The sequence below is a fragment of the Tsukamurella pseudospumae genome (assembly GCF_001575195.1).
Taxonomy (GTDB): domain Bacteria; phylum Actinomycetota; class Actinomycetes; order Mycobacteriales; family Mycobacteriaceae; genus Tsukamurella; species Tsukamurella pseudospumae.
The window spans coordinates 367,490-392,769 of the sequence record NZ_LSRF01000001.1; the positions used below are offsets into that span (position 1 = coordinate 367,490).

General features: G+C 71.3%; 20 protein-coding genes. 12 read left to right on the forward strand and 8 right to left on the reverse strand.

Annotation, left to right across the window (positions count from 1 at the left end; all coding sequences use genetic code 11):
- Nucleotides 1–2: 2 nt before the first annotated feature.
- Nucleotides 3–1,340 carry a D-arabinono-1,4-lactone oxidase gene (locus AXK60_RS01675; RefSeq protein ID WP_082777741.1) on the reverse strand — a complete coding sequence of 446 codons (1,338 nt, stop codon included), beginning with the start codon at nucleotides 1,338–1,340 and terminating at the stop codon, nucleotides 3–5.
- On the reverse strand, nucleotides 1,337–2,653 hold the full coding sequence (locus AXK60_RS01680) for an alanine racemase (RefSeq protein ID WP_139057689.1): 1,317 nt from the start codon (nucleotides 2,651–2,653) through the stop codon (nucleotides 1,337–1,339). Before AXK60_RS01680 ends, AXK60_RS01675 begins: the two co-directional genes overlap by 4 nt.
- A gap of 93 nt (nucleotides 2,654–2,746) precedes the next feature.
- On the opposite strand from AXK60_RS01680, the gene AXK60_RS01685 reads away from it, so the two are divergent.
- The 4 genes from AXK60_RS01685 to lipB all read left to right on the forward strand — a co-directional run bounded on the left by AXK60_RS01685 (nucleotide 2,747) and on the right by lipB (nucleotide 7,852).
- Complete coding sequence (locus AXK60_RS01685) at nucleotides 2,747–4,285, forward strand: leucyl aminopeptidase (RefSeq protein ID WP_068569242.1); 1,539 nt, start codon at nucleotides 2,747–2,749, stop codon at nucleotides 4,283–4,285.
- Between the two features lie 155 nt (nucleotides 4,286–4,440).
- The gene (gene sucB / locus AXK60_RS01690) at nucleotides 4,441–6,201 is read left to right on the forward strand and encodes a 2-oxoglutarate dehydrogenase, E2 component, dihydrolipoamide succinyltransferase (RefSeq protein WP_068569243.1); all 1,761 of its coding nucleotides are present in this window, start codon (nucleotides 4,441–4,443) and stop codon (nucleotides 6,199–6,201) included.
- Nucleotides 6,202–6,222: 21 nt separating this feature from the next.
- A complete protein-coding gene (locus tag AXK60_RS01695; RefSeq protein ID WP_068569244.1) occupies nucleotides 6,223–7,140 on the forward strand; it encodes a TIGR01777 family oxidoreductase in 918 nt (305 codons plus the stop codon).
- A 10-nt stretch (nucleotides 7,141–7,150) separates the two neighbouring features.
- Nucleotides 7,151–7,852 carry a lipoyl(octanoyl) transferase LipB gene (lipB, locus tag AXK60_RS01700; RefSeq protein ID WP_068569245.1) on the forward strand — a complete coding sequence of 234 codons (702 nt, stop codon included), beginning with the start codon at nucleotides 7,151–7,153 and terminating at the stop codon, nucleotides 7,850–7,852.
- On the opposite strand, the gene AXK60_RS01705 is transcribed toward lipB, so the two are convergent.
- The gene (locus tag AXK60_RS01705; RefSeq protein ID WP_068569246.1) at nucleotides 7,843–8,220 is read right to left on the reverse strand and encodes a winged helix-turn-helix transcriptional regulator; all 378 of its coding nucleotides are present in this window, start codon (nucleotides 8,218–8,220) and stop codon (nucleotides 7,843–7,845) included. The two genes, lipB and AXK60_RS01705, sit on opposite strands and share 10 nt — an antisense overlap.
- Before the next feature lie 144 nt (nucleotides 8,221–8,364).
- On the opposite strand from AXK60_RS01705, the gene AXK60_RS01710 reads away from it, so the two are divergent.
- The 3 genes from AXK60_RS01710 (at nucleotide 8,365) to AXK60_RS01720 (ending at nucleotide 13,464) form a co-directional block, all read left to right on the forward strand.
- A complete protein-coding gene (locus AXK60_RS01710) occupies nucleotides 8,365–11,415 on the forward strand; it encodes an MMPL family transporter (protein WP_244880998.1) in 3,051 nt (1,016 codons plus the stop codon).
- A gap of 207 nt (nucleotides 11,416–11,622) precedes the next feature.
- Nucleotides 11,623–12,648: a lipoyl synthase gene (gene lipA / locus AXK60_RS01715; RefSeq protein ID WP_068569247.1), complete on the forward strand. Its 1,026-nt coding sequence runs from the start codon at nucleotides 11,623–11,625 to the stop codon at nucleotides 12,646–12,648.
- Nucleotides 12,649–12,699: 51 nt separating this feature from the next.
- On the forward strand, nucleotides 12,700–13,464 hold the full coding sequence (locus AXK60_RS01720; RefSeq protein ID WP_068569248.1) for a DUF4191 domain-containing protein: 765 nt from the start codon (nucleotides 12,700–12,702) through the stop codon (nucleotides 13,462–13,464).
- 59 nt (nucleotides 13,465–13,523) lie between these two features.
- Here AXK60_RS01720 and AXK60_RS01725 read toward each other — a convergent pair whose 3' ends face one another.
- On the reverse strand, nucleotides 13,524–14,006 hold the full coding sequence (locus AXK60_RS01725; protein ID WP_068569249.1) for an RDD family protein: 483 nt from the start codon (nucleotides 14,004–14,006) through the stop codon (nucleotides 13,524–13,526).
- Between the two features lie 188 nt (nucleotides 14,007–14,194).
- On the opposite strand from AXK60_RS01725, the gene glnA (AXK60_RS01730) reads away from it, so the two are divergent.
- The 4 genes from glnA (AXK60_RS01730) (at nucleotide 14,195) to AXK60_RS01745 (ending at nucleotide 17,485) form a co-directional block, all read left to right on the forward strand.
- Complete coding sequence (gene glnA / locus AXK60_RS01730) at nucleotides 14,195–15,628, forward strand: type I glutamate--ammonia ligase (protein WP_068569250.1); 1,434 nt, start codon at nucleotides 14,195–14,197, stop codon at nucleotides 15,626–15,628.
- 89 nt (nucleotides 15,629–15,717) lie between these two features.
- Nucleotides 15,718–16,263 (forward strand): FKBP-type peptidyl-prolyl cis-trans isomerase, encoded by a 546-nt coding sequence (locus AXK60_RS01735; RefSeq protein ID WP_068569251.1) that lies wholly within the window; start codon nucleotides 15,718–15,720, stop codon nucleotides 16,261–16,263.
- An 8-nt stretch (nucleotides 16,264–16,271) separates the two neighbouring features.
- Nucleotides 16,272–16,925, forward strand: coding sequence for a class I SAM-dependent methyltransferase (locus AXK60_RS01740; protein ID WP_068569252.1), 654 nt, complete (start codon nucleotides 16,272–16,274; stop codon nucleotides 16,923–16,925).
- A gap of 83 nt (nucleotides 16,926–17,008) precedes the next feature.
- Nucleotides 17,009–17,485, forward strand: coding sequence for a nitroreductase family deazaflavin-dependent oxidoreductase (locus tag AXK60_RS01745; RefSeq protein ID WP_068569253.1), 477 nt, complete (start codon nucleotides 17,009–17,011; stop codon nucleotides 17,483–17,485).
- On the opposite strand, the gene AXK60_RS01750 is transcribed toward AXK60_RS01745, so the two are convergent.
- The 3 genes from AXK60_RS01750 to glnA (AXK60_RS01760) are packed head-to-tail and all read right to left on the reverse strand — an operon-like array spanning nucleotide 17,486 to nucleotide 22,829.
- Nucleotides 17,486–18,424, reverse strand: coding sequence for an endonuclease/exonuclease/phosphatase family protein (locus tag AXK60_RS01750; RefSeq protein WP_068569254.1), 939 nt, complete (start codon nucleotides 18,422–18,424; stop codon nucleotides 17,486–17,488).
- Nucleotides 18,425–18,448: 24 nt separating this feature from the next.
- Nucleotides 18,449–21,478, reverse strand: a complete 3,030-nt coding sequence (locus AXK60_RS01755; protein WP_068569255.1) for a bifunctional [glutamine synthetase] adenylyltransferase/[glutamine synthetase]-adenylyl-L-tyrosine phosphorylase — start codon at nucleotides 21,476–21,478, stop codon at nucleotides 18,449–18,451.
- A 10-nt stretch (nucleotides 21,479–21,488) separates the two neighbouring features.
- Nucleotides 21,489–22,829 (reverse strand): type I glutamate--ammonia ligase, encoded by a 1,341-nt coding sequence (gene glnA / locus AXK60_RS01760; RefSeq protein ID WP_068569256.1) that lies wholly within the window; start codon nucleotides 22,827–22,829, stop codon nucleotides 21,489–21,491.
- Nucleotides 22,830–23,056: 227 nt separating this feature from the next.
- Between glnA (AXK60_RS01760) and AXK60_RS01765 the strand changes: the two genes are divergently transcribed.
- Nucleotides 23,057–23,638 (forward strand): FKBP-type peptidyl-prolyl cis-trans isomerase, encoded by a 582-nt coding sequence (locus AXK60_RS01765; RefSeq protein ID WP_068982480.1) that lies wholly within the window; start codon nucleotides 23,057–23,059, stop codon nucleotides 23,636–23,638.
- On the opposite strand, the gene AXK60_RS01770 is transcribed toward AXK60_RS01765, so the two are convergent.
- Nucleotides 23,639–25,249, reverse strand: coding sequence for an alpha/beta hydrolase (locus tag AXK60_RS01770; RefSeq protein WP_068569258.1), 1,611 nt, complete (start codon nucleotides 25,247–25,249; stop codon nucleotides 23,639–23,641).
- Nucleotides 25,250–25,280 lie beyond the last annotated feature (31 nt).

The following is a 25,280-nucleotide window of genomic DNA, read 5'->3' on the forward strand; positions in this document are numbered from 1 at the left end:
GACTACCGCCCCAGCACGGCGTCCAGGTAGTCGTTGGCGAAGACACGGTCGGGATCGAGCTGCTCACGCACGGCCAGGAACTCGTCGAACCGGGGGTAGGCGCCGCGGAAGAAGTCGGCGGTGCGGGTGTGCATCTTGCCCCAGTGCGGGCGGCCGCCGTGGTCGATCATGATCCGCTCGACCTCCGCGAAGTAGTCGCTGGGCTTGTCGCGGATGTAGCGGTGCGCGGCGATGTACCCGGTCTGCCGGCCGGACGCCGTCGAGAGCATGAGGTCGTCGGCGGCGGCGACCCGCACCTCGATCGGGAAGGTCAGGTTCCAGTCGTGGGCCTCGGTCGCGGCCTTGAGTGCGGCGAACGCGGGCATCGTATTCTCCAGCGGCACAGCCCATTCGGTCTCGCGGAAGCGAACCGCGCGGTCGGTCGTGAGCACGTTGGTGGAGTAGTCGATCTCGGTGTGCTCGGAGAGCATCGACGTCGCGAGCGAGACCAGCCGGGGCGTCAGCGACGGGATCGCGCGCCCCGCCTCGCACACGGCGAGCAGCGCACCGGTGCCCACCACCTTGTCGTCCAGGAATCTCTGCACCGCGCCGATCGGCTTGCGCGCGTGGTCGCCCGGGCGGCGGATCTGCGATTTGGTCAGCGTGCCGTCGCTCCCGGGGAACCAGAAGAACTCGAAGTGGTCGACGCCGCGCACGCGCTCGACGAAGCCGTCCACCGTCTCCGCCAGGGACATCGGCGCCTCGGTGGCCTCGAGCACGAACCGGTCCACGCACTGCAGCGTGACCTCGACCAGGATCCCGAGCGCACCGAGACCCAGGGCCACGGCCTGCAGCCGCGGGTCGTCCTCACCGACGGTGATCACCTCCCCCGTCCCGGACACCAGGGTCGCGCCGACCACCTGGGTGGCGATGCCGCCGAAGCTCAGCCCAGTGCCGTGCGTGCCGGTCGAGATCGCGCCGGCGAGGGTCTGCTTGTCGATGTCGCCGAGGTTGCGCATCGCGAGGCCGTAGGGCTCGAGCAGCGGGGGCACGTCGTAGAGGCGGGTGCCGGCGCGCAGCGTCACCCGCTTGGCCTCGACGTCGACGGTGACCAGGCCGCCCTGATGGTCGGGCGCGAGAGCGACATCGCGGGGCGCGGAGATCGCGGTGAACGAGTGCCCGGCGCCCAGTGCCTTGACGGTGCCGCCGCGCTCGCGCGCCCGCTCGACGGTCGTGACCACGGCCTCGATCGTCGACGGCCGCGAGACGTACGCCGGGAACGCGGACGCGGTGCGTCCCCAGTTGCGCCACTCGCCGGCCTTGCCGGTCAGTTGGTCGAGCCCCGGGATCCACTTGTTCACAGGAAGCACTTCCCCTCGCCGCGGTAGGTGGGCACCGTGGCGTGCACGGCACCGTCGGACACGATCACCAGGTTCTCGGAGTGCTCGGCCGGCTCCCCCGCCTTGGTGTGCCGGAACCACACCCGGTCGCCGAGCGAGATCCGTTCGGCGCGATCGCCTTCGAGCGGGGTCTGCACCTCGCCCGCGCCCTCCCGGCCGGTGAGCTTGAGACCGGCCGGCCACACGGGCAGCGGCAGCCTGTCGGATCCGGAGGCGCCGGAGGCGATCCAGCCGCCGCCGTGACAGGTCACGGTCCGCGCGTCGGGGCGGCGCACGACGGCGAGCCCGAAGCCCATCGCGGGCGCGGGGCGGAAGTGCGAGTAGCCGTCGAACAGGTGCGGGCCGTAGAGGCCGCTGCCGGCCGCGATGTCGGTGATGTTCGGGTCCTCGGCGTTGCGCTCGAGGGACCCGGTGCCGCCGCCGTTGACGAACTCCAGGTCGGTGATGCGCCGCAGGTCCGTGAGGATCTCGAGCCGCCGCGCGACGAGCTCGTCCCAGGAGGCCCGCTGCATAGTACGCAGCAGCGCCCCCGCGCCGGGGCGATTGATGCTCAGGTCGCCGACGCCGGCGATCTGGGCGTCGTAGGTCATCACGCCCACGAGTCGGAAGCCCTTGCGGCCCACCACGGTCGCTGCCAGGACGGCCGCCTCGGCGCGGTCGCGGATCGGCGAGCGGCGCGCCCCGATCGTGCCGAGCGCCGGGGCGCGGTACGAGGCGTCGATGTCGATGCACACCCGCAGCTCGGGGCGGCGGCTCGGGGGCACGGCGGCGTCGATGAGGTCGAGCTGGTCGGCGTCGTCGATCATCAGCGTCACCCGCGCGGCGGCCGCCTCGTCGGCGCCGAGGGCGGCGATCGCGCCGAGGTCGGCGCTCGGGTAGGCCACCACCACGTCCGGACAGCCGGGCCGCGCGGCGCCGGTGTGGTCGACGCCGTCCGCGGCGAGCCAGTGCGCCTCCGCCACGTCGTAGGCGAGCACGCCCGCGTAGCCGGGCAGGCGCAGCAGCGCGTCTATCACCGGCCGCGATCGCAGCGACTTCGACGCCACCCGGATCGGCGTGCCCGCGGCACGGCGGAGCATGTCGGCGGTGTTGTACCGCAGCGCGTCCAGGTCGGCGGCCAGGATCGGCGCGTCCAGGCCGTGCGTCGCGGCGTCGATGGTGGCCCAGTAGGACAGCGGGTCGATCTCCCAGTCCCGGTCCAGTGACGACGGTGCCGCCCCCAGGTCCAGCTCGATCGCTCCGGTCGTGGTCTCGCCCGTGCCGTTCCCCGTCATGAGGACCGATCGTACGTGCGGCACGAGAGATGTCCCAGGCGTAACATCGCGGCGACGCGACGACCCGTCCCACCCCGACGAGAGGAACCCCCCTTGAGCACGCCGTTCTCCGGACCCGCATTCACGCTGACCGACGACCTCGGAGCGACGACGGACGTGATCGTCGTGGGCGTGTTCTCCGGATCGGACGGCGCGGCGATCACGCTGGACGCCGGCGTGCCCGAGGCCGCGCGCGGCCCCGTGGCGGAGGCGCTCGCACTGGTCGGCGCGACGGGCAAGGCGGGCGAGACGGTGCGCGTCCCGGCCCCGGCCGGTTCGGGTTTGGGTGCTGCGACGGTGCTCGGCACGGGCCTCGGCGCCGCGCCGGCCGAGAGCGCGCTGGTCCCCGCGGAGACGGTGCGCCGCGCGGCGGGCGTCGCGGCCCGTGCCCTCGAGGGCACGGCCGCCGCGGCCACGACGCTGTCGTCGCTCGACCTCGGCGCGACCGTCGAGGGCGCCCACCTCGGCGCCTACCGGTTCGCCGAGTTCCGCACCACCTCGGCGCCGAAGAAGGCCCCGCTGGCCGCCCTCGCACTCCTGGCGACCCCGGGTTCGGAGGCCCTCGCAGCGGAGGCGCGCGGCACCGTCGAACAGGCCCGGCTGACGGCGGCGGCCGTCTCGCTGGCCCGAGATTTCGTGAACACCCCGCCGAACGTGCTGTCCCCCGGCGAGTTCGCCGACCGGGCGCGGCGGCTCGGCACCGAGGCGGGCCTCGAGGTCGAGGTCTTCGACGAGCAGTACCTCGCCGGGAACGGCTACGGCGGCATCGTCGGGGTCGGCCAGGGCAGTTCGCGCCCGCCGCGCCTCGTGCGCCTGCGTCACGTCTCCGGGGTCGACGGCGCCAAGCACGTCGCGCTGGTCGGCAAGGGCATCACGTTCGACACCGGCGGCATCTCCATCAAGCCGGCCGCGGGCATGGAGAACATGACCTCGGACATGGGCGGCGCGGCGGCGGTGATCGCCACGGTGATCCTGGCCGCGCAACTGGGCCTGCCCGTGGACGTGACCGCGACCGTGCCGATGGCGGAGAACATGCCGTCCGACACCGCGCAGCGCCCGGGCGATGTCATCACGCACTACCCCGGCGCCGGCAACGGTGGCGTCACGGTCGAGGTGATCAACACCGACGCCGAGGGGCGCCTCATCCTGGCCGACGCCATCGTCCGCGCCTGCGAGGACGATCCCGACTACCTCATCGACACCGCCACGCTCACCGGCGCGCAGATGGTGGCGCTGGGCACCCGCACGCCGGGCGTGATGGGCACCGACGCCTTCCGCGACCGGGTGGCGGAACTCTCGCAGTCCATCGGCGAGAACGGGTGGCCCATGCCCTTCCCCGAGGAGCTGCGCGCCGACTTGGGCTCGCGCGTCGCCGATCTCGCGAACGTGAGCCCGCACCGGTGGGGCGGCATGCTCACCGCCGGCGTGTACCTGCAGGAGTTCGTGGCCGACGGTGTGCAGTGGGCCCACATCGATGTCGCCGGACCGGCTTTCAACACCGGCGGCCCGTTCGGATACACGCCCAAGGGTGGTACGGGCGTCCCGGTCCGCACCATGCTGGCCGTGCTTCGCGACATCGCGCAGCGGGGCTGAACTCCCACCCGCTGGGAGTTACCGGCGAGTAAGCCCCCAACCGCCGCGCGTACCGGGCCCCTGAGGGTAGGGTCTGATGTCGGCGGAGGCCACCAGCCGAAGCCCGCGTTCAGCTCGTATCACAGCAGATAACCGAACCTGAGGAGTCAGAGGACATGGCCTTCTCCGTCCAGATGCCGGCACTCGGCGAGAGCGTCACCGAGGGCACCGTCACCCGGTGGCTCAAGCAGGAGGGTGACACCATCACGGTCGACGAGCCCTTGCTCGAGGTCTCGACCGACAAGGTCGACACCGAGATCCCCGCCCCGGCATCGGGCGTGCTGCTGAAGATCCTGGCGCAGGAGGACGACGTCGTCGAGGTCGGTGGCGACCTGGCCACGATCGGTGAGGCCGGCGAGGCCGCGCCCACCGCCGCTGCCCCCGCGCCCGCCGCTGAGCCCGAGCCGGCTCCGGCCCCCGCTGCCGCCGCCCCGGCCGCGCCCGCGGCCCCCGCTGCTCCGGCCGCCCCCGCGGCGCCCGCCGCGCCCGCGTCCGGCACCGAGGTGAAGATGCCCGAGCTGGGCGAGTCGGTCACCGAGGGCACCGTCACCCGCTGGCTCAAGAGCGTCGGTGACGAGATCGCCGTCGACGAGCCGCTTCTCGAGGTGTCCACGGACAAGGTCGACACCGAGATCCCGTCGCCCGTCGCCGGCACGCTGCTCGCGATCAGCGCCGAGGAGGACGACGTGGTCGCCGTCGGCGGCGTGCTCGCGATCGTCGGCTCCGGCGCGCCCGCGGCTGCTGCCGCACCGGCGCCCGAGCCCGCGCCGGCCCCCGAGCCCGCGCCGGCCCCCGAGCCCGCCCCGGCCGCTCCCGCCCCGGCTCCTTCTGCTCCCGCGGCGCCCGCTGCTCCGGCACCCGCCGCTGCGGCACCGGCGGCTCCCGCCCCGGCCGCTCCCGCGTCGTCCAGCGGCTCCTCCGATTCGACGCCGTACGTGACCCCGCTGGTGCGCAAGCTGGCCGCGGAGAACAACGTGGACCTCGGCGCGGTCACGGGCACCGGCGTCGGTGGCCGCATCCGCAAGCAGGACGTGCTCGCCGCGGCCGAGGCCGCCAAGGCCCCCGCTGCGGCCCCGGCTGCTGCCGCCGCCCCCGCGGCTGCCGCACCGGCGGCACCGTCGGCGCCGAAGGGCGCACGCCCCGAGCTGGCGGCGCTCCGCGGCACCTCGCAGAAGACGAACCGCATCCGCCAGATCACCGCCAGGGTCACCCGGGAGTCGCTGCAGGGTTCCGCGCAGCTCACCCAGGTGTTCGAGGTCGACTTCAGCAAGATCGTCGCGCTGCGCGCGCAGGCGAAGGCCTCGTTCAAGGCCAACGAGGGCGTCAACCTCACGTACCTGCCCTTCATCGCGAAGGCGGTCATCGAGGCGCTCAAGGTGCACCCGAACGTCAACGCGTCGATCAGCGACGACTTCAAGGAGATCACCTACCACGGCGGTGTGAACCTGGGCATCGCCGTCGACACCCCGCAGGGCCTGCTGTCGCCGGTGATCAAGAACGCCGACGATCTGTCGCTGGCCGGGCTGGCGCGCGCCATCGTCGACCTCGCCGAGCGCACCCGCAACAGCGGCCTCAAGCCCGACGAGCTGTCCGGCGGCACCTTCACCATCACCAACATCGGCAGCGAGGGCGCGCTCTTCGACACCCCGATCCTGGTCCCGCCGCAGGCGGCGATGCTGGGCACCGGCGCGATCGTCAAGCGCCCGGTCGTGGTCAAGGACGCCGCGGGCACCGAGTCCATCGGCATCCACCCGATGGCCTTCCTGCCGCTGACCTACGACCACCGCCTCATCGACGGTGCCGACGCGGGTCGCTTCCTCACCACGGTCAAGCACCGTCTCGAGGAGGGCGCGTTCGAGGCCGACCTGGGCCTCTAGGCGCACGACACACCCGGACTCATGGAACGACGGGTCGCCCTCGCCGGATCGTCGGGGCTCATCGGCAGCGCGCTGTCGAGAGCACTGACCCGGCGGGGCGACACCGTCGTTCCGCTCGTTCGGGGCGATGCCCTCCTGCCCGCCGGTGCGCTCCCCTGGGACCCGCGCCGCGGCGAGGTCCCGGACCTCGCCGGGTTCGACGCGGTGATCGTGCTCAACGGCTCCCCGATCGCCGGCCGCCGGTGGACCGGCGCGGTCAAGCAGGACCTGCGCGACTCCCGGATCGAGCCCGCGGCCGCGCTCGCCGAAGCGGCGGCGCGCGATCGCGTCCCGGTGTTCCTGGGCGCGAGCGCGATCGGCGTCTACGGCGATGCGGGCGAGGCCGAGTGCGTCGACGGCTCCGTCGGCACGCCGCCCGGCACGGGGTTCCTCGCGGGCCTGTGCGTCGAATGGGAGGCCGCTGCGGATCCCGCCCGCGCCGCGGGAGCCACCGTCGCCCATCTCCGCTTCGGCCACGTGCTCTCCGGAGCCGGCGGGCTGCTGCCCGTGCTGCGCCGGGTCTACCGCCTCGGCCTCGGCGGACGCCTGGGCAGCGGCCACCAGTGGATGTCCTGGATCGCTCGCGACGACGCCGCCCGCGCCGTCCTGCACGTGCTCGACGGTGCCCAAGCCGGCACGATCGCGGGCCCCGTCAACATCGCCTCCCCCGCGCCCGTCCGGCAGCAGGCCTTCAACGAGGCCCTGGGGCGCGAGCTGCATCGCCCCGCGCGGTGGGTCGTGCCGCGGTTCGCCCTGCGCGCGGCGGTCGGCGAGATCGCCGACGAGGGCCTGCTCGGCTCCCAGCGGGTCGTGCCGCGCGTGCTGCACCAGAGCGGATTCCGCTTCGCGCACACCGCACTTCCCGGCGCTCTCGCCGTGTCGATGACCGACGAGGCGTAGCGTCAACGGCATGCCCGCACGCTCCGCCCGCGCCGAGTCCACGCCGATCGTCGTCGAGGACCTCGGCACCATCGGCTACCAGGAGGCCTTCGACCTCCAGCACGATCTCGCGAACCAGCGCGCCGACGGCGCGATCGACGATCGGCTGCTGCTCCTCGAGCACCCGCCCACGTTCACGGCGGGCAAGCGCACCGAGCCGCAGGACCTGCCGACGGACGGCAGCACCGTCATCGACGTGGACCGCGGCGGCAAGATCACCTGGCACGGCCCCGGCCAGCTCGTGGGCTACCCGATCATCAAGCTCGGCTCCGCGATGGACGTCGTCGACTACGTCCGCCGCATCGAACAGGCCCTCATCGAGGTCTGCCGGGGCCTCGGGCTCGACGCCGGGCGGGTCGAGGGCCGCTCGGGCGTCTGGTTCCCCGCCGACGGTGCGCGCCCCGAGCGGAAGGTGGGGGCGATCGGCATCCGCGTCGCGCGCGGCGTCACCCTGCACGGCTTCGCCCTCAACTGCGACAACACGCTCGGCGGTTTCGACGCGATCATCCCGTGCGGCATCCCCGATGCGGGCGTCACGACGCTGAGCGCCGAGCTGGGCCGCGATGTCACCGTCGGTGAGGTCCGCGACGCCGTGGTCGACGCGGTGCAGCGCGCGCTCGACGGCGACCTGCCCGTCACGGACGAGTCCCTGCACGCCGCCGATCACGCCTGATCGGCAGGCCCCTCCTCCGCGTCGTCGCGGACGCCGCGGGCCCAGGCCTGCGCCCACAGCTCCAGCGGGCCGAGGGCGATCAACAGGGCCTTGCCCTGGTAGCTGAGGCGGTAGGCGCCGTCGGCCGTCTGCGTGACGATGTGCGCCGCGGTGAGTTCCGAGAGCCGCTGCGAGAGCGTGCCGGACGAGATGCCCTCGATCGCGGTGCGCAGCTCCGAGAAGCGCGCCCTGCCGAACCGCAACTCCCACACGATGCGCAGGGCCCAGCGCCGGCCGAAGAGGTCGAGCGCGGCCATCATCGGACGGCCGCTGTCCGACCCGCGGACCGGCCGCCCCGGTAGCGGGCGGTCGACGTCGTCGTGATCCACGTCACTCCTCCTGTCGCTGTGCGTCCGAACCCACACCGGATCCCACTAGGCGAACCCCAGCGATAGAGATACGGTTCACACCTATCAGTTCGGTTCGATTTTTGGACCACGGCCGGAGTCCCTCCGGCGAACCGGGAGGTAACCGTGATCGAGGCCCATGGTAGTTCGGCGACGAAGGAGCCCTTCTTCGCCCGGATCGGCCGGCTCTGCGTGCGCTACGCAGCCTGGATCCTGCTGTTCTGGGTCGCCCTCGCGGGCATCCTCAACGTCGCGGTCCCGCAGCTCGAGGCCACCGTCCACAAGCACTCCGCGCCGTTCATCCCCGGCGACCTCCCCGGCGTCGACGGCCTGCGCGCCATGGCCCACGAGTTCGGCACCCCGTCGTCGACCGCGCAGGGCAATGTCATCATCGCCGCCGAGGGGAGGATCGGACCGGAGCAGGAGCAGTACTACCGGACGCTCACGACGGCGTTGGAGGCCGACAAGGAGCACGTCGCCTACGTCATCGACACCTTCGGCAAGCCCGCCGCCCGCGAGGTGGGACTGAGCCCCGACGGCAAGGCGATCAACCTCCTGGTCGCCGAGGTCGGCGACATCGGTTCCACCCGCGCGCAATCGAGCACCGAGGCGATCCGTGCCACGATCCGGTCGATCCCCGCGCCGCCCGGCACCACCGTCGAGTTCACGGGCACCGCACCGACGCTGTCCGATCTGTTCACCGCGATCGACTCCTCGCTGCTGGTGATCACCGCCGTGTCCGTGGCACTGATCACGGCGCTGCTGCTCATCACCTACCGGTCGGTGGGCGCCGCGCTGGTGCCGCTGCTGACCATCGGCCTCTCCCTCGCGGTGGCGCGTCCCATCGTCTCGCTGCTCGGCGAGCACGAGGTGATCCCCGTGTCGAACTTCTCCATCGCGATCATGACCGCGATGGTGCTCGGGGCCGCCACCGACTACGCGATCTTCGCGGTGGCCGGCTATCACGAGGCCCGCCGCGCCGGGACCGCCTCCGACGAGGCCGTGGTCGCGGCGTCGTCGCGGGTCGGCCGCATCATCGCCGCCTCCGCGCTCACCATCGCCGTGGCCAGCGGCGCCATGATCTTCTGCAAGGTGGGCATCTTCGTCACCGCGGGCCTGCCCACGACGATCTCGATCATCACCACCTGCTTGATCGCTCTCACCCTGCCGCCCGCCCTGCTGCGCTTCCTCGGCGCCCGGGGCTGGGTGGAGCCGCGGCCGGGCACGGAGAAGCGCTGGCGACGGACCGGTGCGCGGGTGATGCGCCGCGCGGTGCCGCTGTCCGCCGCCGCCCTGGTCGTCCTGCTCGCCGCCGCGGCGGTGCTCCCGAGCATGGTGATCGGCTTCGACGAGAATCGGATGCAGCTGCGCGCCACCGACTCCCGCAACGGCTACGAGACGGTGACCGAGCACTGGGGCGTGAACGAGGCCGTCCCCGAGTTCCTCCTGATCCGCACGGATCACGACATGCGCAACACCCACGACCTCGCGGCGCTCGAGGCGGTAGCGATCGGCGTGAGCAACCTGCCGCAGGTCGCGTACGTCCGGTCCATCACCAGGCCCGACGGTAAGCCCATCCCCGAGTCCGCCATCGGGTACCAGACGCAGCAGGTTGCGAACGGCCTGGGCGACGCGAACCGTCAGCTGACGGAGGCGTCGCCGCAGCTCAAGGCGCTCGCGGCCGGTGTCGATCAGCTCAACTCCGGGGCGAGCGAGGCCTCGCGCCGCGTGCCGGAGCTCGTCGCGGGCACCCAGCGGGTGACCGGCCTCGCGTCGGGCGTGCTGGACGCGCTGACCTCCGCCCAGCAGGCGCTCGCGACCGCGAGCGGAGGCACCGTCGACGTGAACGCCGCGACCGCCCTGCTGCGCACCGCCGTGTCCACCCTGACCACTGCGGCCGACGCGGTGCGGACCGCACAGCGACAGCAGTCGGCCGCGGGCATCGGCGAGGTCTTCGGGCCGCTGGTCGGCCCGATCTCGCCGTCCTGCACCGCCGACGCGAACTGCGCCGCCGCGCATCGGGCGTTCGCCGAGCTCGATCGCGCCACGTCCGGGCGGGCGTCCACGGCGGTGCGCGCGGCCACCGTCGTCCTGCCCACCGGCACGACCGATCGGGCCGCGACCGCCCTCGCGCAGGCCGACGACGCCCTGGCCCGGCTGCAGGGTCTGCTCAAGGGCCTGGGCGGGCTCAGCCCCGAGCAGGTGAAGGGACAGCTCGCCGAGCTCAACGCCGGCGTCACGCAGTTGAGCACGGGCCTCGCGCAGCTGAGCACGGGCCTCGGTCAGGTCAAGACCGGCACCGACCAGGTGGTGGAGATGACGGGCCGCCTGCAGGTCGGCCTCGGGACCGCCACCGACTACCTCACGGGACTGAGCGCCGGCACCACGTCCGGCCCGGGCCGGGGCTTCTACCTCCCCGCGCAGGGTTTGCACTCGGACCGCTTCGTCGACGGCTCCCGGGTGCTCCTGTCGCCCGACGGCCGCACGGCCCGCATGCTCGTGGTCTGGAACATCAACCCGTATTCGGACGAGGCCCTCGACACCGCGGCGTCGATCCCCGCCGCCGCGCGGGCAGCGGCGAAGGGCACCGTCCTCGAGTCGTCCACGATGGACGGTTTCGGGCTCGCGTCGATCTCGGCGCAGATGCGGGAGCAGGTGCTGCGCGACTTCCTGTTGTTCGGCGTGGTCGCAGTGATCGGTGTCTTCCTCGTGCTGCTGGTGCTGCTGCGCTCGGTGATCGCGCCGCTGCTCATGGTCGCCACGGTGGTGCTCTCCTTCGCCGCCGCAGCGGGGGCTTCCGTCCTGTTGTGGCAGCACGGCCTGGGCATCCCCGTCGACTGGTCGGTGCTGCCGATCTCGTTCATGGCGCTGGTGGCCGTGGGCGCGGACTACAGCATGCTGTTCGCCGACCGGATCCGGGAGGAGGCCGCGGGCGACTCGACGGCGCGTGGCGTGCTCCGCGCGTTCGGCACCACCGGCAGCGTGATCACCACGGCCGGCCTGGTGTTCGCCATCACCATGTTCGCCCTCATGAGCGGCAGCGTGATCAACCTGCTGCAGATCGGGTCGACCATCGGCATCGGGCTCCTGCTCGACATCGTGGTGGTGCGCACCGTCTTCGTCCCCGCCGCGATCACAGCCCTGGGCGACCGGGTCTGGTGGCCGTCGAAGCCCTGACCCGCGGGGCCCACCCGGGCGGCCTCGGACGCACCTGCGCCGGCGCCGCGCCGAGCCGGACGGACACCGGACACGCCGAAGACGGCCCACGGGGTCCTCCCGTATGTCATCGCCGAACCTCCCGCTCGAGCCGGATCAGACGACCGAACGAATGCGGCCCAACGGGCGTGACCCGCGCCACCGTCGGGCCGCGGGGCCGGGCGTAGCATGGGGCGGGTGAGTACCCCGGAGAACCCCCGCAAGCTACTCCGCCTCGAGGTCCGCAACGCGCAGACCCCGATCGAGCGCAAGCCGAACTGGATCCGCACGCGCGCGAAGATGGGCCCTGAATTCACCGAGCTCAAGGGCCTCGTCAAGCGTGAGGGCCTCCACACGGTGTGCGAGGAGGCGGGCTGCCCCAACATCTACGAGTGCTGGGAGGACCGCGAGGCCACCTTCCTCATCGGTGGCGAGCAGTGCACCCGCCGCTGCGACTTCTGCCAGATCGACACGGGCAAACCCGCCGAGCTCGACCGGGACGAGCCGCGCCGCGTGGCGGAGTCCGTCCAGGCGATGGGACTGCGCTACTCGACCATCACCGGCGTCGCACGCGACGACCTGCCCGATGAGGGCGTCTGGCTCTACGCCGAGACGGTCCGCCAGATCCACACGTTGAACCCGAACACGGGGGTCGAGAACCTGATCCCCGACTTCCACGCGAAGCCGGAGCTGCTGGCCGAGGTGTTCGAGTCGCGCCCCGAGGTGCTGGCCCACAACCTGGAGACGGTGCCCCGCATCTTCAAGCGCATCCGGCCCGCGTTCCGCTACGAGCGCTCCCTCGACGTGATCCGGCAGGCCCGTGACTTCGGGCTGGTCACCAAGTCGAACCTGATCCTCGGGATGGGCGAGACCCCCGAGGAGGTGACCGCCGCGATGCGCGACCTGCACGACGCGGGCTGCGACATCATCACGATCACCCAGTACCTGCGCCCCTCGCCGCGGCACCACCCCGTGGAGCGGTGGGTCAAGCCCGAGGAGTTCGTCGAGCACACCGCCGCGGCGGAGGAGATGGGCTTCGCCGGCGTCATGGCCGGGCCGCTCGTGCGCTCGTCGTACCGCGCGGGCAAGCTCTACGCGAAGGCGATGGCGCACCACGGCCGGCCGATTCCGGAGAACATGGCGCACCTGACCGCGGAGGGCGACGCGGCCCAGGAGGCCACCTCGGTCCTGCAGCGCCTGGCGGCTGCGAAGTAGCCCGACACGCGGCCGCAGGGCCCCGAACGACCGCACATTAAGCTGGGAGACATGGCACAGGACAAGGCAGCCGCCGACAAGCTCAAGGCGCAGAAGGCCGAGGCGAAGCGCGCCCGCAGGGCGGCATCGAAGGAACGTCGCACGCAGATGTGGCAGGCGTTCCAGATGCAGCGCAAGGAGGACAAGGCGCTGCTGCCGATCATGATCGGCGTGTTCGTCGGCGCGATCGTGCTCGCGATCGTCCTCGGCCTCGTCATCAACCAGCCGTGGTGGATGTTCCTCATCCTGGGCGTCCTGCTGGGCGCGCTGGGCGCGTTCATCGTGTTCACCCGTCGCCTCGAGCGCAATGTGTACAGCAAGAACGAGGGCCAGGTCGGCGCCGCGGGCTGGGCGTTGGAGAACATGCGCGGCTCGTGGCGCGTGACCCAGGCCGTGGCGCGCACCACCCACGCCGACGCGGTGCACCGCGTCATCGGCAAGCCCGGGGTGATCCTCGTGGCCGAGGGCAACGAGGGGCGGGTCAAGGGCCTGCTCGCGCAGGAGAAGAAGAAGACGGCCCGCGTCGTCGGCCAGACCCCGATCTACGAGTTCGTGGTCGGCACCGAGGAGAACCAGGTCCCCCTGCGCAAGCTGCAGCGCTCGCTGAACAAGCTGCCGTCGAACATCAACGGCAAGAAGATCGACGAGCTGGAGGGCCGCCTCGCCGCCCTGTCCAACCGCGGCGGCGGGGCGCAGATGCCCCGTGGCCCGCTACCGCAGGGCGCCAAGATGCGCAGTGTGCAGCGCACCGTCCGGCGCAAGACCGGCTCGAACTGATCTCCCCGACGGGGCCCGCGCTGCGGGCCCCGTTCGCGTCTTACGGAGCTCCGGGACCGCTATCGGGACCGGACGACGACGGTGCCGGTGGCCCGGTCCTGCATACCTCGCCCGTCCACGTCCTGGATCAGCGGCGGCACGATGAACAGGATCAGCAGGTTCCGGGCGAGCGCCCGGACGATGCCGACCCGCATCTGCGGGTTCTCGATGCGCGCCACCCGCAGGCCGGCGAAGTACTGACCGGGCGTGAAGCCGAACAGGGTCACCGACAGCACGCCGACGACGAACCAGATGCCGAGCGCCAGCGTGTCGTAGGACGTGGGCTCCCCCGCGAACACCTTGCTCGGGCCGACCACCGCGACCGCGATCAGCGCGGACGGCACCCAGTCGAGGAACAGCCCGAGCACGCGGCGACCGGCGCCCGCGACCGAGCCGGCACCGTCGCGCGGCAGGCCCAGCTGCTGGCCCCGGTAGTCACCGTGGGCGCCCTCCGGCAGTGCCGCGGAGGCACCGGAGAGCCATGATCCCGTTTCTCGACGCATGCGTCCCAGGGTACGTGGGCGGCGCGTTCCAACGCGTGTCGGACAGGTCCCGATGTGTAACACCGTTGAAACATTGCGTTAGTTCCCGGGCAACACCTCGTCCATACCGTTCATTCTCGTAACCTCGGTGGTGGTGGTCACGGTACGACCGCGTCGCCACCGCCGGACGACGAAGGAGCAAGTAACAGGTGTTCACTACCAAAGAGGAACTTCTCGACTACCTGAAGAAGGAAGACGTCGAGTACGTCGACATCCGCTTCTGCGACCTGCCCGGAACGATGCAGCACTTCAGCATCCCCGCCGAGGCCTTCGACGAGAGCGTCTTCGAGGACGGCCTGGCGTTCGACGGATCGTCGATCCGCGGCTTCCAGTCGATCGACGAGTCCGACATGATGCTGCTGCCGGACGTCACCACCGCGCGCATCGACCCCTTCCGCGCTGCGAAGACCATGAACATCTCGTTCTTCGTGCACGACCCGTTCACCCGTGAGGCGTACAGCCGCGACCCGCGCAACATCGCGCGCAAGGCGGAGGAGTACCTGCTCAGCACGGGTATCGCCGACACCTGCTTCTTCGGCGCCGAGGCCGAGTTCTACATCTTCGACTCGGTCTCCTACGACTCGTCGATCAACGGCTCCTTCTACGAGGTCGATTCGATCTCCGGCTCCTGGAACACCGGCCGCCCCATCGAGGAGGACGGCTCGCCGAACCGCGGCTACAAGGTCAAGACCAAGGGCGGCTACTTCCCCGTCGCGCCGTACGACCACTACGTGGATCTGCGCGACAAGATCTCGACCAACCTGCAGAACGCCGGCTTCACCCTGGAGCGCGGCCACCACGAGGTGGGCACCGGTGGCCAGGCCGAGATCAACTACAAGTTCGACACGCTGCTGCACGCGGCCGACGACGTCCAGCTGTTCAAGTACATCGTCAAGAACACCGCGTGGCAGGAGGGCAAGACCGTCACGTTCATGCCGAAGCCGCTGTTCGGTGACAACGGCTCGGGCATGCACGCGCACCAGTCGCTGTGGAAGGACGGCAAGCCGCTGTTCTACGACGAGGCCGGCTACGGCGGCCTGTCGGACCTGGCGCGCTGGTACATCGGCGGCATCCTGCACCACGCCCCGTCGCTGCTCGCCTTCACCAACCCGACGATCAACTCGTACAAGCGCCTGGTGCCGGGTTACGAGGCCCCGATCAACCTGGTGTACAGCCAGCGCAACCGCTCGGCCTGTGTGCGTATCCCGATCACGGGCAACAACCCCAAGGCCAAGCGCATCGAGTTCCGTTGCCCCGACAGCTCGGGCAACCCGTACCTGGCCTTCGCCGCCATGATGATGGCGGGCCTGGACGGCATCAAGAACAAGATCGAGCCGCACGCCCCCGTCGACAAGGACCTCTACGAGCTCCCGCCGGAGGAGGCCAAGGGCATCCCGCAGGCCCCCACGCAGCTCGCGGACGTGATCGACCGTCTCGAGGAGGACCACGAGTACCTCACCGCCGGTGGCGTGTTCACCGAGGACCTCATCGAGGAGTGGATCTCGTACAAGCGCGAGAACGAGATCGCGCCGGTCAACCTGCGGCCGCACCCCTACGAGTTCGAGCTCTACTACGACGTGTGAGTCGTAGCCCTGCACCACGATTCGAGCCCGCACCGGTTTCCCCGGTGCGGGCTCGACCCGTTCCGGGGCACAGACGGTAGGTTCGAGGGATGCGCCCCTCCCGCCTGCTCCTCGCCGCGACCGCCGTCACTCTCGTCACCGGGACCCTCACGGCGTGCTCGTCGAACGCCGCGGCGACGTGCCCAACCGGGGCACCCAGCACCGCGAACTCGCCGGACTGGACGTACCAGGGGCAGTCCGGCTCGATCGTCGCCACCGGCCCCACCGACAGCGCGTCCCCGCAGATCACCGTCGAGAAGCCCTTCACGGTCGCGGAGACGCACATCCAGGCCTTCAATCCGCCCGGCGACGGTGCCGTGGTCGGCGACACCGCGACCGTCTCGGTCTGCTACCTCGGCGTGAACGGCCGCACCGGCGAGCGGTTCGACAGCACCTACGACCGCGGCAAGCCCGCGTCGTTCTCCCTCGACGGCGTGATCCCCGGCTTCAAGAAGGCGATCGCGGGACAGAAGGTCGGCAGCGCCGTGGGCGTCGCCATCGCACCGACCGACGGCTACCCGACCGGCCAGCCCTCCGCCGGCATCCGGCCGGGCGACACCCTGATCTTCGTGATCAAGATCCTCTCGGCGAAGTAGGAGCCGGCATGGATCCGCGAACTGTGCCTGCACTGCAGGTGCCGATCCGGATTCTGAACTGGTTCAACGCGCGACACCCGTTCAACCACAACGACCACTTCCACGGTTGGGTGCTGAGCAACCTCCCCGATCGACGTCGACGAGCGCTCGACGTGGGCTGCGGCCAGGGCCTACTGGCGTCGCGACTCGCGCAGCGTTTCGGCCAGGTCGACGCCGCCGATCGAGACGAGGAGATGCGGATAGCGACCGCCGGACTCGAGGAGCCGCACGTGCGGGTCCTCGGCGGCTTCGATGCCGCGGCCGGGCCGTACGACCTCATCACCATGGTCGCAACGCTGCACCACCTCGACCTGGAGTCCGCTCTGGAACGATGTCGCGAACTACTCGCACCCGGCGGCAGGCTTCTCGTGGTGGGACTCGCCCGCGAGGAATCGCTGACCGACGCCCTGTGGCTCACGGGATCCGCACTCGCCAACCCCGTCATGGGCTTCGTGCGCAGCCCGATTCCCACGTCGGTACCTGTGCCGGAGCCACCGTTCCCGGTCCGCGATCCCGAGCACACAGTCGATGAGATCGCAGACGCCGCGCACCGGATTCTTCCGGGATCGCGGGTCCGCCGGCGCATACCGTTCCGGTACACCCTCGACTGGACGGCCGGCTGACCCGCTGCGAATCCGGGTTCTCCCCGATGTGCCGTCGCCCGCGGCGACGCGAGACTGGTGGGCACACCGAACGTGGAGGCCTCATGCGCGTACTGTCCGCCGTCCTCGGAGCCGTGGTGCTCCTCCCCCTTGCGGCGGTCGCCGTGATTCTTGCGGGGATCCGATTCCGGATCCGGCCCATCCTCGACGTGGTCCGCCGCTTCAACCGGGACGTCACCAATCCACGCGCCGTGCACAGCGCCGGGTCCCCGGATTCGACGCGGACCGTCGTGCGCCACGTGGGACGACGCAGCGGGAAGGCCTACGAGACGCCCGTCGACGCGTTCGCCACCGATCGGAGCACCCTGCTCATCGCGCTGCCCTACGGACCGGACACCGACTGGGTCCGCAACGTCCGCGCGGCGGGCACCGTCGAATTGCTGCGGCAGGGCGAGACATTGACGGCGAGCGAGCCTCGGACGGTCGCGACGGCCGACGTGCTCAGCGAGATCCCGCCCGGCGCGCAGCGCACGCTGCGGCTGTTCGGCGTCGAACAGTGCCTGGAGCTGCGCGTCGCCTGATCAGCCCACCCGGGCGAGCAGCGCCAGGTGATCGGCGCCGGACACCTCGTGTCCCGTGACCTCGGCGGCGCCGAGCCCGCGGACGAGCACGTGGTCGATCCCCACCAGCGGCGGATAGGTCTTGTCCGTGGGATAGGTGGGCAGCCATCCCGCGCCGGCCAGCTGCCCGGCGTCGCGGTAACCGCCGGCGAGCAAGCGGCGGAACTGCACGTGGTCGTACGTGGCGTTGTAGTCGCCGAGCGCGATCACCGGTCGCGGCTCGGGGACGCCGTGCAGGAGCGCCTCGATCTTCTTCAGCTCATCGGCCCAGTCCGAGGGTTCCAGCGGCGGCACCGGGTGCACCGCGAACAGCTGGACGTCTCCCCGGCCGGGAACCGTCGCGACCGCCGTGAGCGTCGCGAGCGCGAAGCCGGGCACCGTCGCCGTGCTGGAGAGCGGATAACGGCTGTAGAGGGCGGTTCCGTAGGCGAGCCGGTCCGGGCGCACGAAGGAGTGCGGAAGGTCCGCCGCGATGGTGGTCCCGGCGATCCGCTGCGCCGCCTCGGGCGTGAGCTCCTCGACGGCCAGGAAGTCGACGTCGTTCTCGCGCACCAGCTTCGCCAGCTCGCCCACGTCACCCTGTCCGAGTTGAATGTTGGACGTGAGCACCGCCAGCGTCTTCCCGCTCGGCGCGGCCTCGCCGCGCCAGAGCGGCGCCTGCACGACGATCGCGGCCACCGCCACGGCGATCGCGACCGCCAGCCGGATGAACGCCCGCGCGTACAGCAGGCACACCACCGCCAGCGCCACGGTGGCCGTCAGGAGCAGGGGCACCATCGCCGCCGCGGCCACGGTGACCTTCTGGGTTCCCGGCCAGTAGTGCAGCCCGATGGTCGCGAGTGCGGCGAGCGCCGCCACGGTGCCGACGATGCCCGCCACCGGCCGGATGAAGATCCTCATGCCGACATTCTGCCGGGCGAACCGCTATTCGCCCCAGAACACCCGGTCGACGACGGCCCGGGCGCGCCGCGTGGTGCGCAGGTAGTCCTCGAGGAAGTCCAGCGCGGGCCCCCTCCAACCGGCCACGTAGGCGACGTTCGCAAGCACCGCGCCCGGTCCGGGCAACTGATCGATCGGCTTGCCGCGCACCAGGAACAGGGCGTTGCGGGAGCGGGTCGCGGTGAGCCACGCGTCGCGCAGGAGCTCCACGTCGCCCTCCGGCTCCAGCTCCGCCGCCCCGATGGCGTCCAGGGACTCGAGGGTGGACGTGTTCTGCAGCGAGGGCACGGCGCTCGCGTGCCGCAACTGCTCGAGCTGCACGGTCCACTCCACGTCGGAGAGCCCTCCGCGCCCGAGTTTGGTGTGGGTGGCCGGGTCGGCGCCGCGGGGTAGCCGCTCGGAGTCGACGCGCGCCTTGATGCGACGCAGCTCGTTCACCGTCGCGGCCGAGACGCCGCCGTCCGGGTACCTGATCTCGTCGACCATGTGCAGGAACTCGCGCGAGAGGTCCTCGTCGCCCGCGACGTGCGTGGCGCGCAGCAGGGCCTGCACCTCCCAGGGCTGCGCCCATTGCTGGTAGTAGGCGCGGTACGCGGCCAGGGTGCGCACGACCGGCCCGTTGCGGCCCTCGGGGCGCAGCCCGGTGTCGACCTCCAGGCCCGGGTCCACCGACGGTGCGCCGAGCCGCTTGCGCACCGCGTCGGCGACCAGGTTCGCCCAGCGCACGGCGTCGGACTCGTCGTAGCCCTCGTTGGGCACGCAGACGAACAGCACGTCGGCGTCCGAGCCGTAACCGATCTCGTGCCCGCCGAGCCGCCCCATCCCGATCACCGCGATCCGGGCGGGCGCGCCGGGCTTGTAATCGCTTCTGCTGGACTCGCGTTCGGCGACCGAGGTCGCGACCTCCGACACCAGTGCCGCGTCGAGCGCCGCACCCCAGACCGAGGACAGCGCCGCGCACACCTCGGGCACCGTCATCATCCCGAGGATGTCGGCGGACGCGACGCGCGCGATCTCGCTGCGGCGCATGGCCCGCGCCACCGCGATCGCCCGATCCCGGTGGTGCGCACGGCTGACCGCCGCGAGCATGCCGTTGTAGACCTCCCGCGGCGAGGTCTCCGTGAGCTTGGGTCCGGTGGCGCCGTCGGCGTAGAGGCGGATCACCTCGGGCGAGCGCGCGAGCAGCTCGGCGACGAAGGTCGAGGAACCGAGCACCGTCATCAGCCGCTGCGCCACGACCGATTCGTCGCGTAGCACGCGCAGGTACCACTCGACGTCGCGCAGGTCCTCGGACAGCTTGCGGTAGTTCAGCAGCCCGGCATCGGGGTTCGGTGTCTCACTGAGCCATTCGAGGAGCGTGGGCAGCAGGATGGTCTGGATGCGGCCGCGACGCGACGAGTCGGCCATCGCCTTGAGGTGCGCCAGGGCGTGCTGCGGCTGATGGAAGCCGAGGGCACCGAGTCGCGCGACGATCGCGTCGTCGGTCAGGCTCACCGCGTCGGCGTCGAGGCCCGCGATCGCGTCCAGCAGCGGCCGGTAGAACAGCTTGGTGTGCAGTCTGCGGACGCGACTGTTGTGCCGCTTGAGATCCACGCGCAGCACGCCCGCGGCGTCGCGCTCACCGTCGGGCCGGACGTGCGCGGCGCGGGCCAGCCAGCGCCAGGCCTCCTCGTGGTCCGGCGGCGGCAGCAGATGCGTGCGCTCCATGCGGCGCAGTTGCAGCCGGTGCTCCAGGCGGCGCAGGAACTCGTACGAGGCGGTGAAGTTGGCCCCGTCCTCGCGGCCCACGTAGCCGCCCGTCGTCAGGGCCTCCAGGGCGTCGACGGTGCTCCGTTCCCGCAGGGTCTCGTCGGTGCGGCCGTGCACGAGTTGGAGGAGCTGGACGGCGAACTCGACGTCGCGCAGGCCGCCGCGGCCCAGCTTGAGTTCGCGCTCGCGCAGGGCGGGGGCGATGTTCTCCTCGACGCGACGGCGCATCTCCTGCACGTCCTGCACGAAGTCCTCGCGCTCGGCCGCCTCCCACACCATGGGGCTGAGCGCCGCGAGGTAGTCGTAGCCGAGCTGCATGTCGCCGGTCTGCGGACGGGCCTTGAGCAGTGCCTGGAACTCCCAGGTCTTGGCCCACCGCTTGTAGTACGCCACATGGGAGTCCAGCGTGCGGGTGAGGCTGCCGGCTTTGCCCTCGGGGCGCAGGGCGGCGTCCACGTCGAAGAAGGCGGCGGAGCCGATCCGCATCATCTCACCGGCCAGCCGCGCCGAGGGACCGTCGGCCGGCTCGGCCACGAAGATCACGTCCACGTCGGAGACGTAGTTCAGTTCCCGCGCACCGCATTTGCCCATCGCGACCACGGCGAGACGGCCCTCCGGGTCTGCGTCGGGGAAGGCCGTCGCGACGGCGACCGACAGGGCCGCGGTCAGCGCCGCGTCCGCGAGGTCCGCGAGGTGCGCGCCCACGACCGAGAAGGGCAGCGTGGGCTCGTTCTCCACGAGTTCGGCGAGGTCGCGCGCCGCGAGCACCATCGCGAGGTCGCGGTAGCCGTCCCGCAGCTGCGCGATCGCCGCGCCACCGGTGACGGCGGCGCGGTAGAGCAGGTCGTCGTCGCGCCGTCCCGGGACCTTCGCGGCGTCGACGGTGGCGAGCATCGCCGCGATCAGATCGTCCCGTGACTTCAGCGGCGCCGTGTCCAGCAGCAACCGCCACGATTCCGGGTGGCTGATCAGGTGGTCCCCCAACGCGTCCGAGGCACCGAGCAACCCGAACAGGCGGCCGCGGAAGGTGGTGTCGGAACGGATCAGGCCGTCGATCTCGGCCCAGTCGTCGCCCGTCGTCTCCCGCAGCCGCACCAGAGCGCGCAGCGTCCAGTCCGGATCTGCGGCGCGCGAGAGCGCCCACAGCACGTCGGAACAGGCCGTGTCGGCCCAGTTCAGGAGTTCGAGGTTCGACTCCGCCGCAGCGTCGAGCAGGCCGAGCCTGCCCGCGCTCGGACGGCGGACCTCACGACTGGTCGGCGGCACCGTCGACCCCCTAGAGGGAGAGGAAGCGGTCGAGCTCGAACGGCGTGACCACGGAGCGGTAGTCGTTCCACTCCGCCCACTTGTTCCGCAGGAAGTACTCGAAGACGTGCTCCCCCAGCGTTTCCGCCACGAGCTCACTCTTCTCCATGAGTACCAGCGCGTCGTCGAGGCCGGAGGGGAGGTCGCGGAAGCCCATCGAGCGGCGCTCGCGGGCCGTCATCTGTCGCACGTCGTCCTCGGCGGCCTCGGGCAGTTCGTAGCCGCCCTTGATGCCGGCGAGCCCCGCCGCGCACAGCACCGCGAACGCCAGGTACGGGTTGCACGCCGAATCGGGCGAGCGGACCTCGATGCGCCGGCTGCTGGCCTTGTTCGGCGTGTACAGCGGCACGCGCACCATCGCGGAGCGGTTCGCGGCGCCCCAGGTGGCGGCGGTCGGCGCCTCGTCCCCGGTCACGAGGCGCTTGTAGGAGTTCACCCACTGGTTCGTCACGGCGGAGATCTCGGGCGCGTGATGCAGGATGCCGGCGATGAACGCCTTGCCCGTCGACGAGAGCTGCAGCTCGTCGTCCGGGTCGTGGAAGGCGTTGGAGTCGCCTTCGAACAGGCTCATGTGCGTGTGCATGCCCGAGCCCGGGTGCACGCTGAAGGGCTTGGGCATGAAGGAGGCCTTGACGCCCTCGGTCATCGCCACCTCCTTGACGAGGTAGCGGAAGGTCATCACGTTGTCGGCCATCGACAGCGCGTCGGCGTAGCGCAGGTCGATCTCCTGCTGGCCGGGCCCCGCCTCGTGGTGGCTAAACTCCACCGAGATCCCCATGGCCTCGAGCGCCTCGATCGCCTTGCGCCGGAAGTTCGGCGCCGCCTCGTGCACCGCCTGGTCGAAATAGCCGCCGGTGTCCGCGGGCACGGGCAGGCCGTTCGGACCCGCTTCCTTCTTCAGCAAGTAGAACTCGATCTCCGGGTGCACGTAGCAGGAGAAGCCGAGGTCCGCGGCGCGGTTGAGCTGCCGCCGCAGCACGTGCCGACTGTCGCCCCAGGACGGCGTACCGTCGGGCATCGCGATGTCGCAGAACATGCGGACGGAGTGCATCTCCCCGTCGCCGCTCGCCCACGGCAGTACCTGGAAGGTCGACGGGTCGGGCTTGGCGACGGTGTCCGCCTCCGAGACGCGGGAGAAGCCCTCGATCGAGCTTCCGTCGAAGCCGATCCCCTCGGTGAACGCGCCCTCCAGCTCCGCCGGGGCGATCGCCACGGACTTGAGGAAACCGAGCACGTCGGTGAACCACAGCCGCACGAAGCGGATGTCCCGTTCCTCGATGGTGCGAAGGACGAACTCCTGCTGCCGATCCATGCTCACGACCCTAAGCGAGAAGGTGTTAACGGCGTGTTACATATGGCCTTCTGGTGCCCGGGGACCGGCGGTTCCCGCACGAACGTCGCTCCCAGCGGCGCTCGAATTCCATGACCTGGGCGAACACCGAGGGGCCGCCGCTGGAGACGACGTTCGTGCGGGCACGTCCACGACCGATCGGCCACGAAGCGATCACGGGAGGAGGCTTCCGCGCTAGGGTCCGGGGCGTGGACACACCGTTCGCGCGGCTCACTGCCGCCGCAGCAGCCTCCGCGGCGATCGTCGTCATCGCGGGGTGCGGCGCGACGTCGGAGGAGGGCGCCGCCACCAGCAGCCGCGCGCACTCGATCGACGTGTGTCCCGCAGCCGCGCCGGCGGCGGATGCGCGGGCGATCATCCTGCACGGCGTCACGGGCAGCGCGTCGGTCGTCGCACCGACCGCCGACTCGGCCCCGAGGATCACCGTCACCGCGCCGTTCCAGGTGGATCGACTGCACACCGAGACCGCACGCGCCGGAACCGGGCAGACCGTCTCCGAGAAGTCCGTCGTGACCCTCTGTTACCAGGGCGTCAACGGCCGGACGGGCGAGGTCTTCGACGACGCCTTCGCGCGCGCGACCTCCGCGGAAATGGCGTTGCCGGACCTCGTCCCCGGTTTCCGGGCCGCGCTCGTGGGACAGAAGGCCGGCGCCGCCGTCGTCGCCGCGATCCCCGCCGCCCAGGCCTACCCGAAGGGGGAGCCCGACGCCGGCATCGCGCCCGGCGACAGCCTGATCTTCGCGATCAGCGTGATCGCCTCGAACTCCTGACTACGGCGTGCAGCGCAGGCCGGCGGGCGGGATCGTGAGGTCCCGGAAGTACGCGCCCACCGCACCGTCGACGCACGCGTTGCCCTCCAGCGAGACGGTGTGCTGGCTGCCCTCGAAGCTGATCAGCGACGCGCCGAGCTGCTTGGCCAGGCTCACGCCGTTCTCGTAGGGCGTCGCCGGGTCGTGCGTCGTCGAGATCACGACCATCTTGGGCGCGCCGACCGCGTGCACCTCGTGCGGCTTGAGCGTGGGCGCCGCCGCCCAGAAGGCGCAGGTGCCCTTCGCGGCGCGACCGGTGCCGCGGCCGTCGTCGAGGAACGGAGCCGCCTTGCGGATCCCGGAGTCGAGGCGCGACAGGTCGGCGGGATCGGTGACCGCCGGACCGTCGACGCAGTTGATGGCGGTGTTCGCGTCCATCATGGGCGAGTAGCGGCCCAGCTCGTCGCGGTTGAGGTAGAGGTCGGCGATGCGCTGCAGGAGCGAGCCGTCGCCCGTCTGCAAGCCGGTCAGGCCGCGGCGCAGCGGCTCCCACAACTGCGTGGCGTACATCGCCTGGATGGTGGCGGTGGTCGCGTCGCTGTAGCTCAGCTGTCGGCCGCCCTGGCCGCGCACCGTCTTGTCGATGAGCGGGCGCGTCAGCTGCTGGAAGCGCTCCGTGGCCTTCGACGGGTCGGTGCCCACCGGGCAGGTCGGATACTTGGCGCAGTCCTTGGCCCAGTCGTCGAACACCGTCTGGAACCCGGCCATCTGCTGGATGGACGAGTCGATCGGGTCCTCCGCCGGGTCGACGGCACCGTCGAGCACCATGGCCCGGACCTTCTCCGGGAAGGTCTCGGCGTAGATCGCGCCGATGAACGTGCCGTAGCTGTAGCCGAGGTAGGTGAGCTTCTCGTCGCCGAGCACGGCCCGCAGCACGTCCAGGTCGCGGACGGTGTCCGCGGTACCGACGTGCTCGAGGAACGTCTTCCCCATCTTCTCGGCGCAGAGGTTCGCCTGCGACTTGTTGAAGTCCTCCTGCTTGGTGATGCCCGCGGGAGAGTTGTCGAAGGCGATGGTGGAGAGCCGGTTCTCGTCGCGCTGCTTGTCACTGAAGCACTTGACCGCGGGCGAGGACGCGCCGACGCCGCGCGGGTCCCAGCCCACCAGGTCGAAGGTCTGCGCGATGGGCAGCTTGTCCGCCTCCAGCGACTTGCCGGCCACCTGCTGGACGCCGGAGCCGCCTGGGCCGCCCGGGTTCATCAGCAGCGAGCCCTGCTTCTGCCCGGTGGCCTTGACCCGCGCGACCGCGAGACTGGTCTCCCCCGACCCCGGATCGTTGTAGTCGATCGGCACGGTGAGGTGCGCGCACTCGAGCTTGGTCTTGTCGTACTCGTCGATGTCGTCGGTACGCGCCATTTCGGCGCACGACCCCCACGACAGCTTCTGCCCGTAGTACTTCTGCAGGCCCGACGGAGCGCCCCCCGTGACGGTGCTCGTGGGCCCGGCGGTACCGCCGCTCACCGTCGACCTGTCCGACGGTGCGGGGCTGCCCCCGATCTGCACCGAGCATCCCGCAAGGGCGACGACGGACACGACCGCGAGCGCGGCGAACGGGAGCTTCCTGGCCTTCACCCTGACGATCCTGCCACGCGGCGGGCGCGGT

Bases quoted from the DNA above. Each gene is read 5' to 3' on its own strand.
- AXK60_RS01745 (WP_068569253.1), top strand. From the start codon at position 17,009: ATGCGCGTACTGTCCGCCGTCCTCGGAGCCGTGGTGCTCCTCCCCCTT.
- sucB (WP_068569243.1), top strand. From the start codon at position 4,441: ATGGCCTTCTCCGTCCAGATGCCGGCACTCGGCGAGAGCGTCACCGAG.
- AXK60_RS01680 (WP_139057689.1), bottom strand. From the start codon at position 2,653: ATGACGGGGAACGGCACGGGCGAGACCACGACCGGAGCGATCGAGCTG.
- AXK60_RS01750 (WP_068569254.1), bottom strand. From the start codon at position 18,424: ATGAGGATCTTCATCCGGCCGGTGGCGGGCATCGTCGGCACCGTGGCG.
- glnA (WP_068569256.1), bottom strand. From the start codon at position 22,829: ATGGATCGGCAGCAGGAGTTCGTCCTTCGCACCATCGAGGAACGGGAC.
- lipA (WP_068569247.1), top strand. From the start codon at position 11,623: ATGGGGCGGGTGAGTACCCCGGAGAACCCCCGCAAGCTACTCCGCCTC.
- lipB (WP_068569245.1), top strand. From the start codon at position 7,151: ATGCCCGCACGCTCCGCCCGCGCCGAGTCCACGCCGATCGTCGTCGAG.
- AXK60_RS01740 (WP_068569252.1), top strand. From the start codon at position 16,272: ATGGATCCGCGAACTGTGCCTGCACTGCAGGTGCCGATCCGGATTCTG.
- AXK60_RS01720 (WP_068569248.1), top strand. From the start codon at position 12,700: ATGGCACAGGACAAGGCAGCCGCCGACAAGCTCAAGGCGCAGAAGGCC.
- AXK60_RS01735 (WP_068569251.1), top strand. From the start codon at position 15,718: ATGCGCCCCTCCCGCCTGCTCCTCGCCGCGACCGCCGTCACTCTCGTC.
- AXK60_RS01725 (WP_068569249.1), bottom strand. From the start codon at position 14,006: ATGCGTCGAGAAACGGGATCATGGCTCTCCGGTGCCTCCGCGGCACTG.
- AXK60_RS01695 (WP_068569244.1), top strand. From the start codon at position 6,223: ATGGAACGACGGGTCGCCCTCGCCGGATCGTCGGGGCTCATCGGCAGC.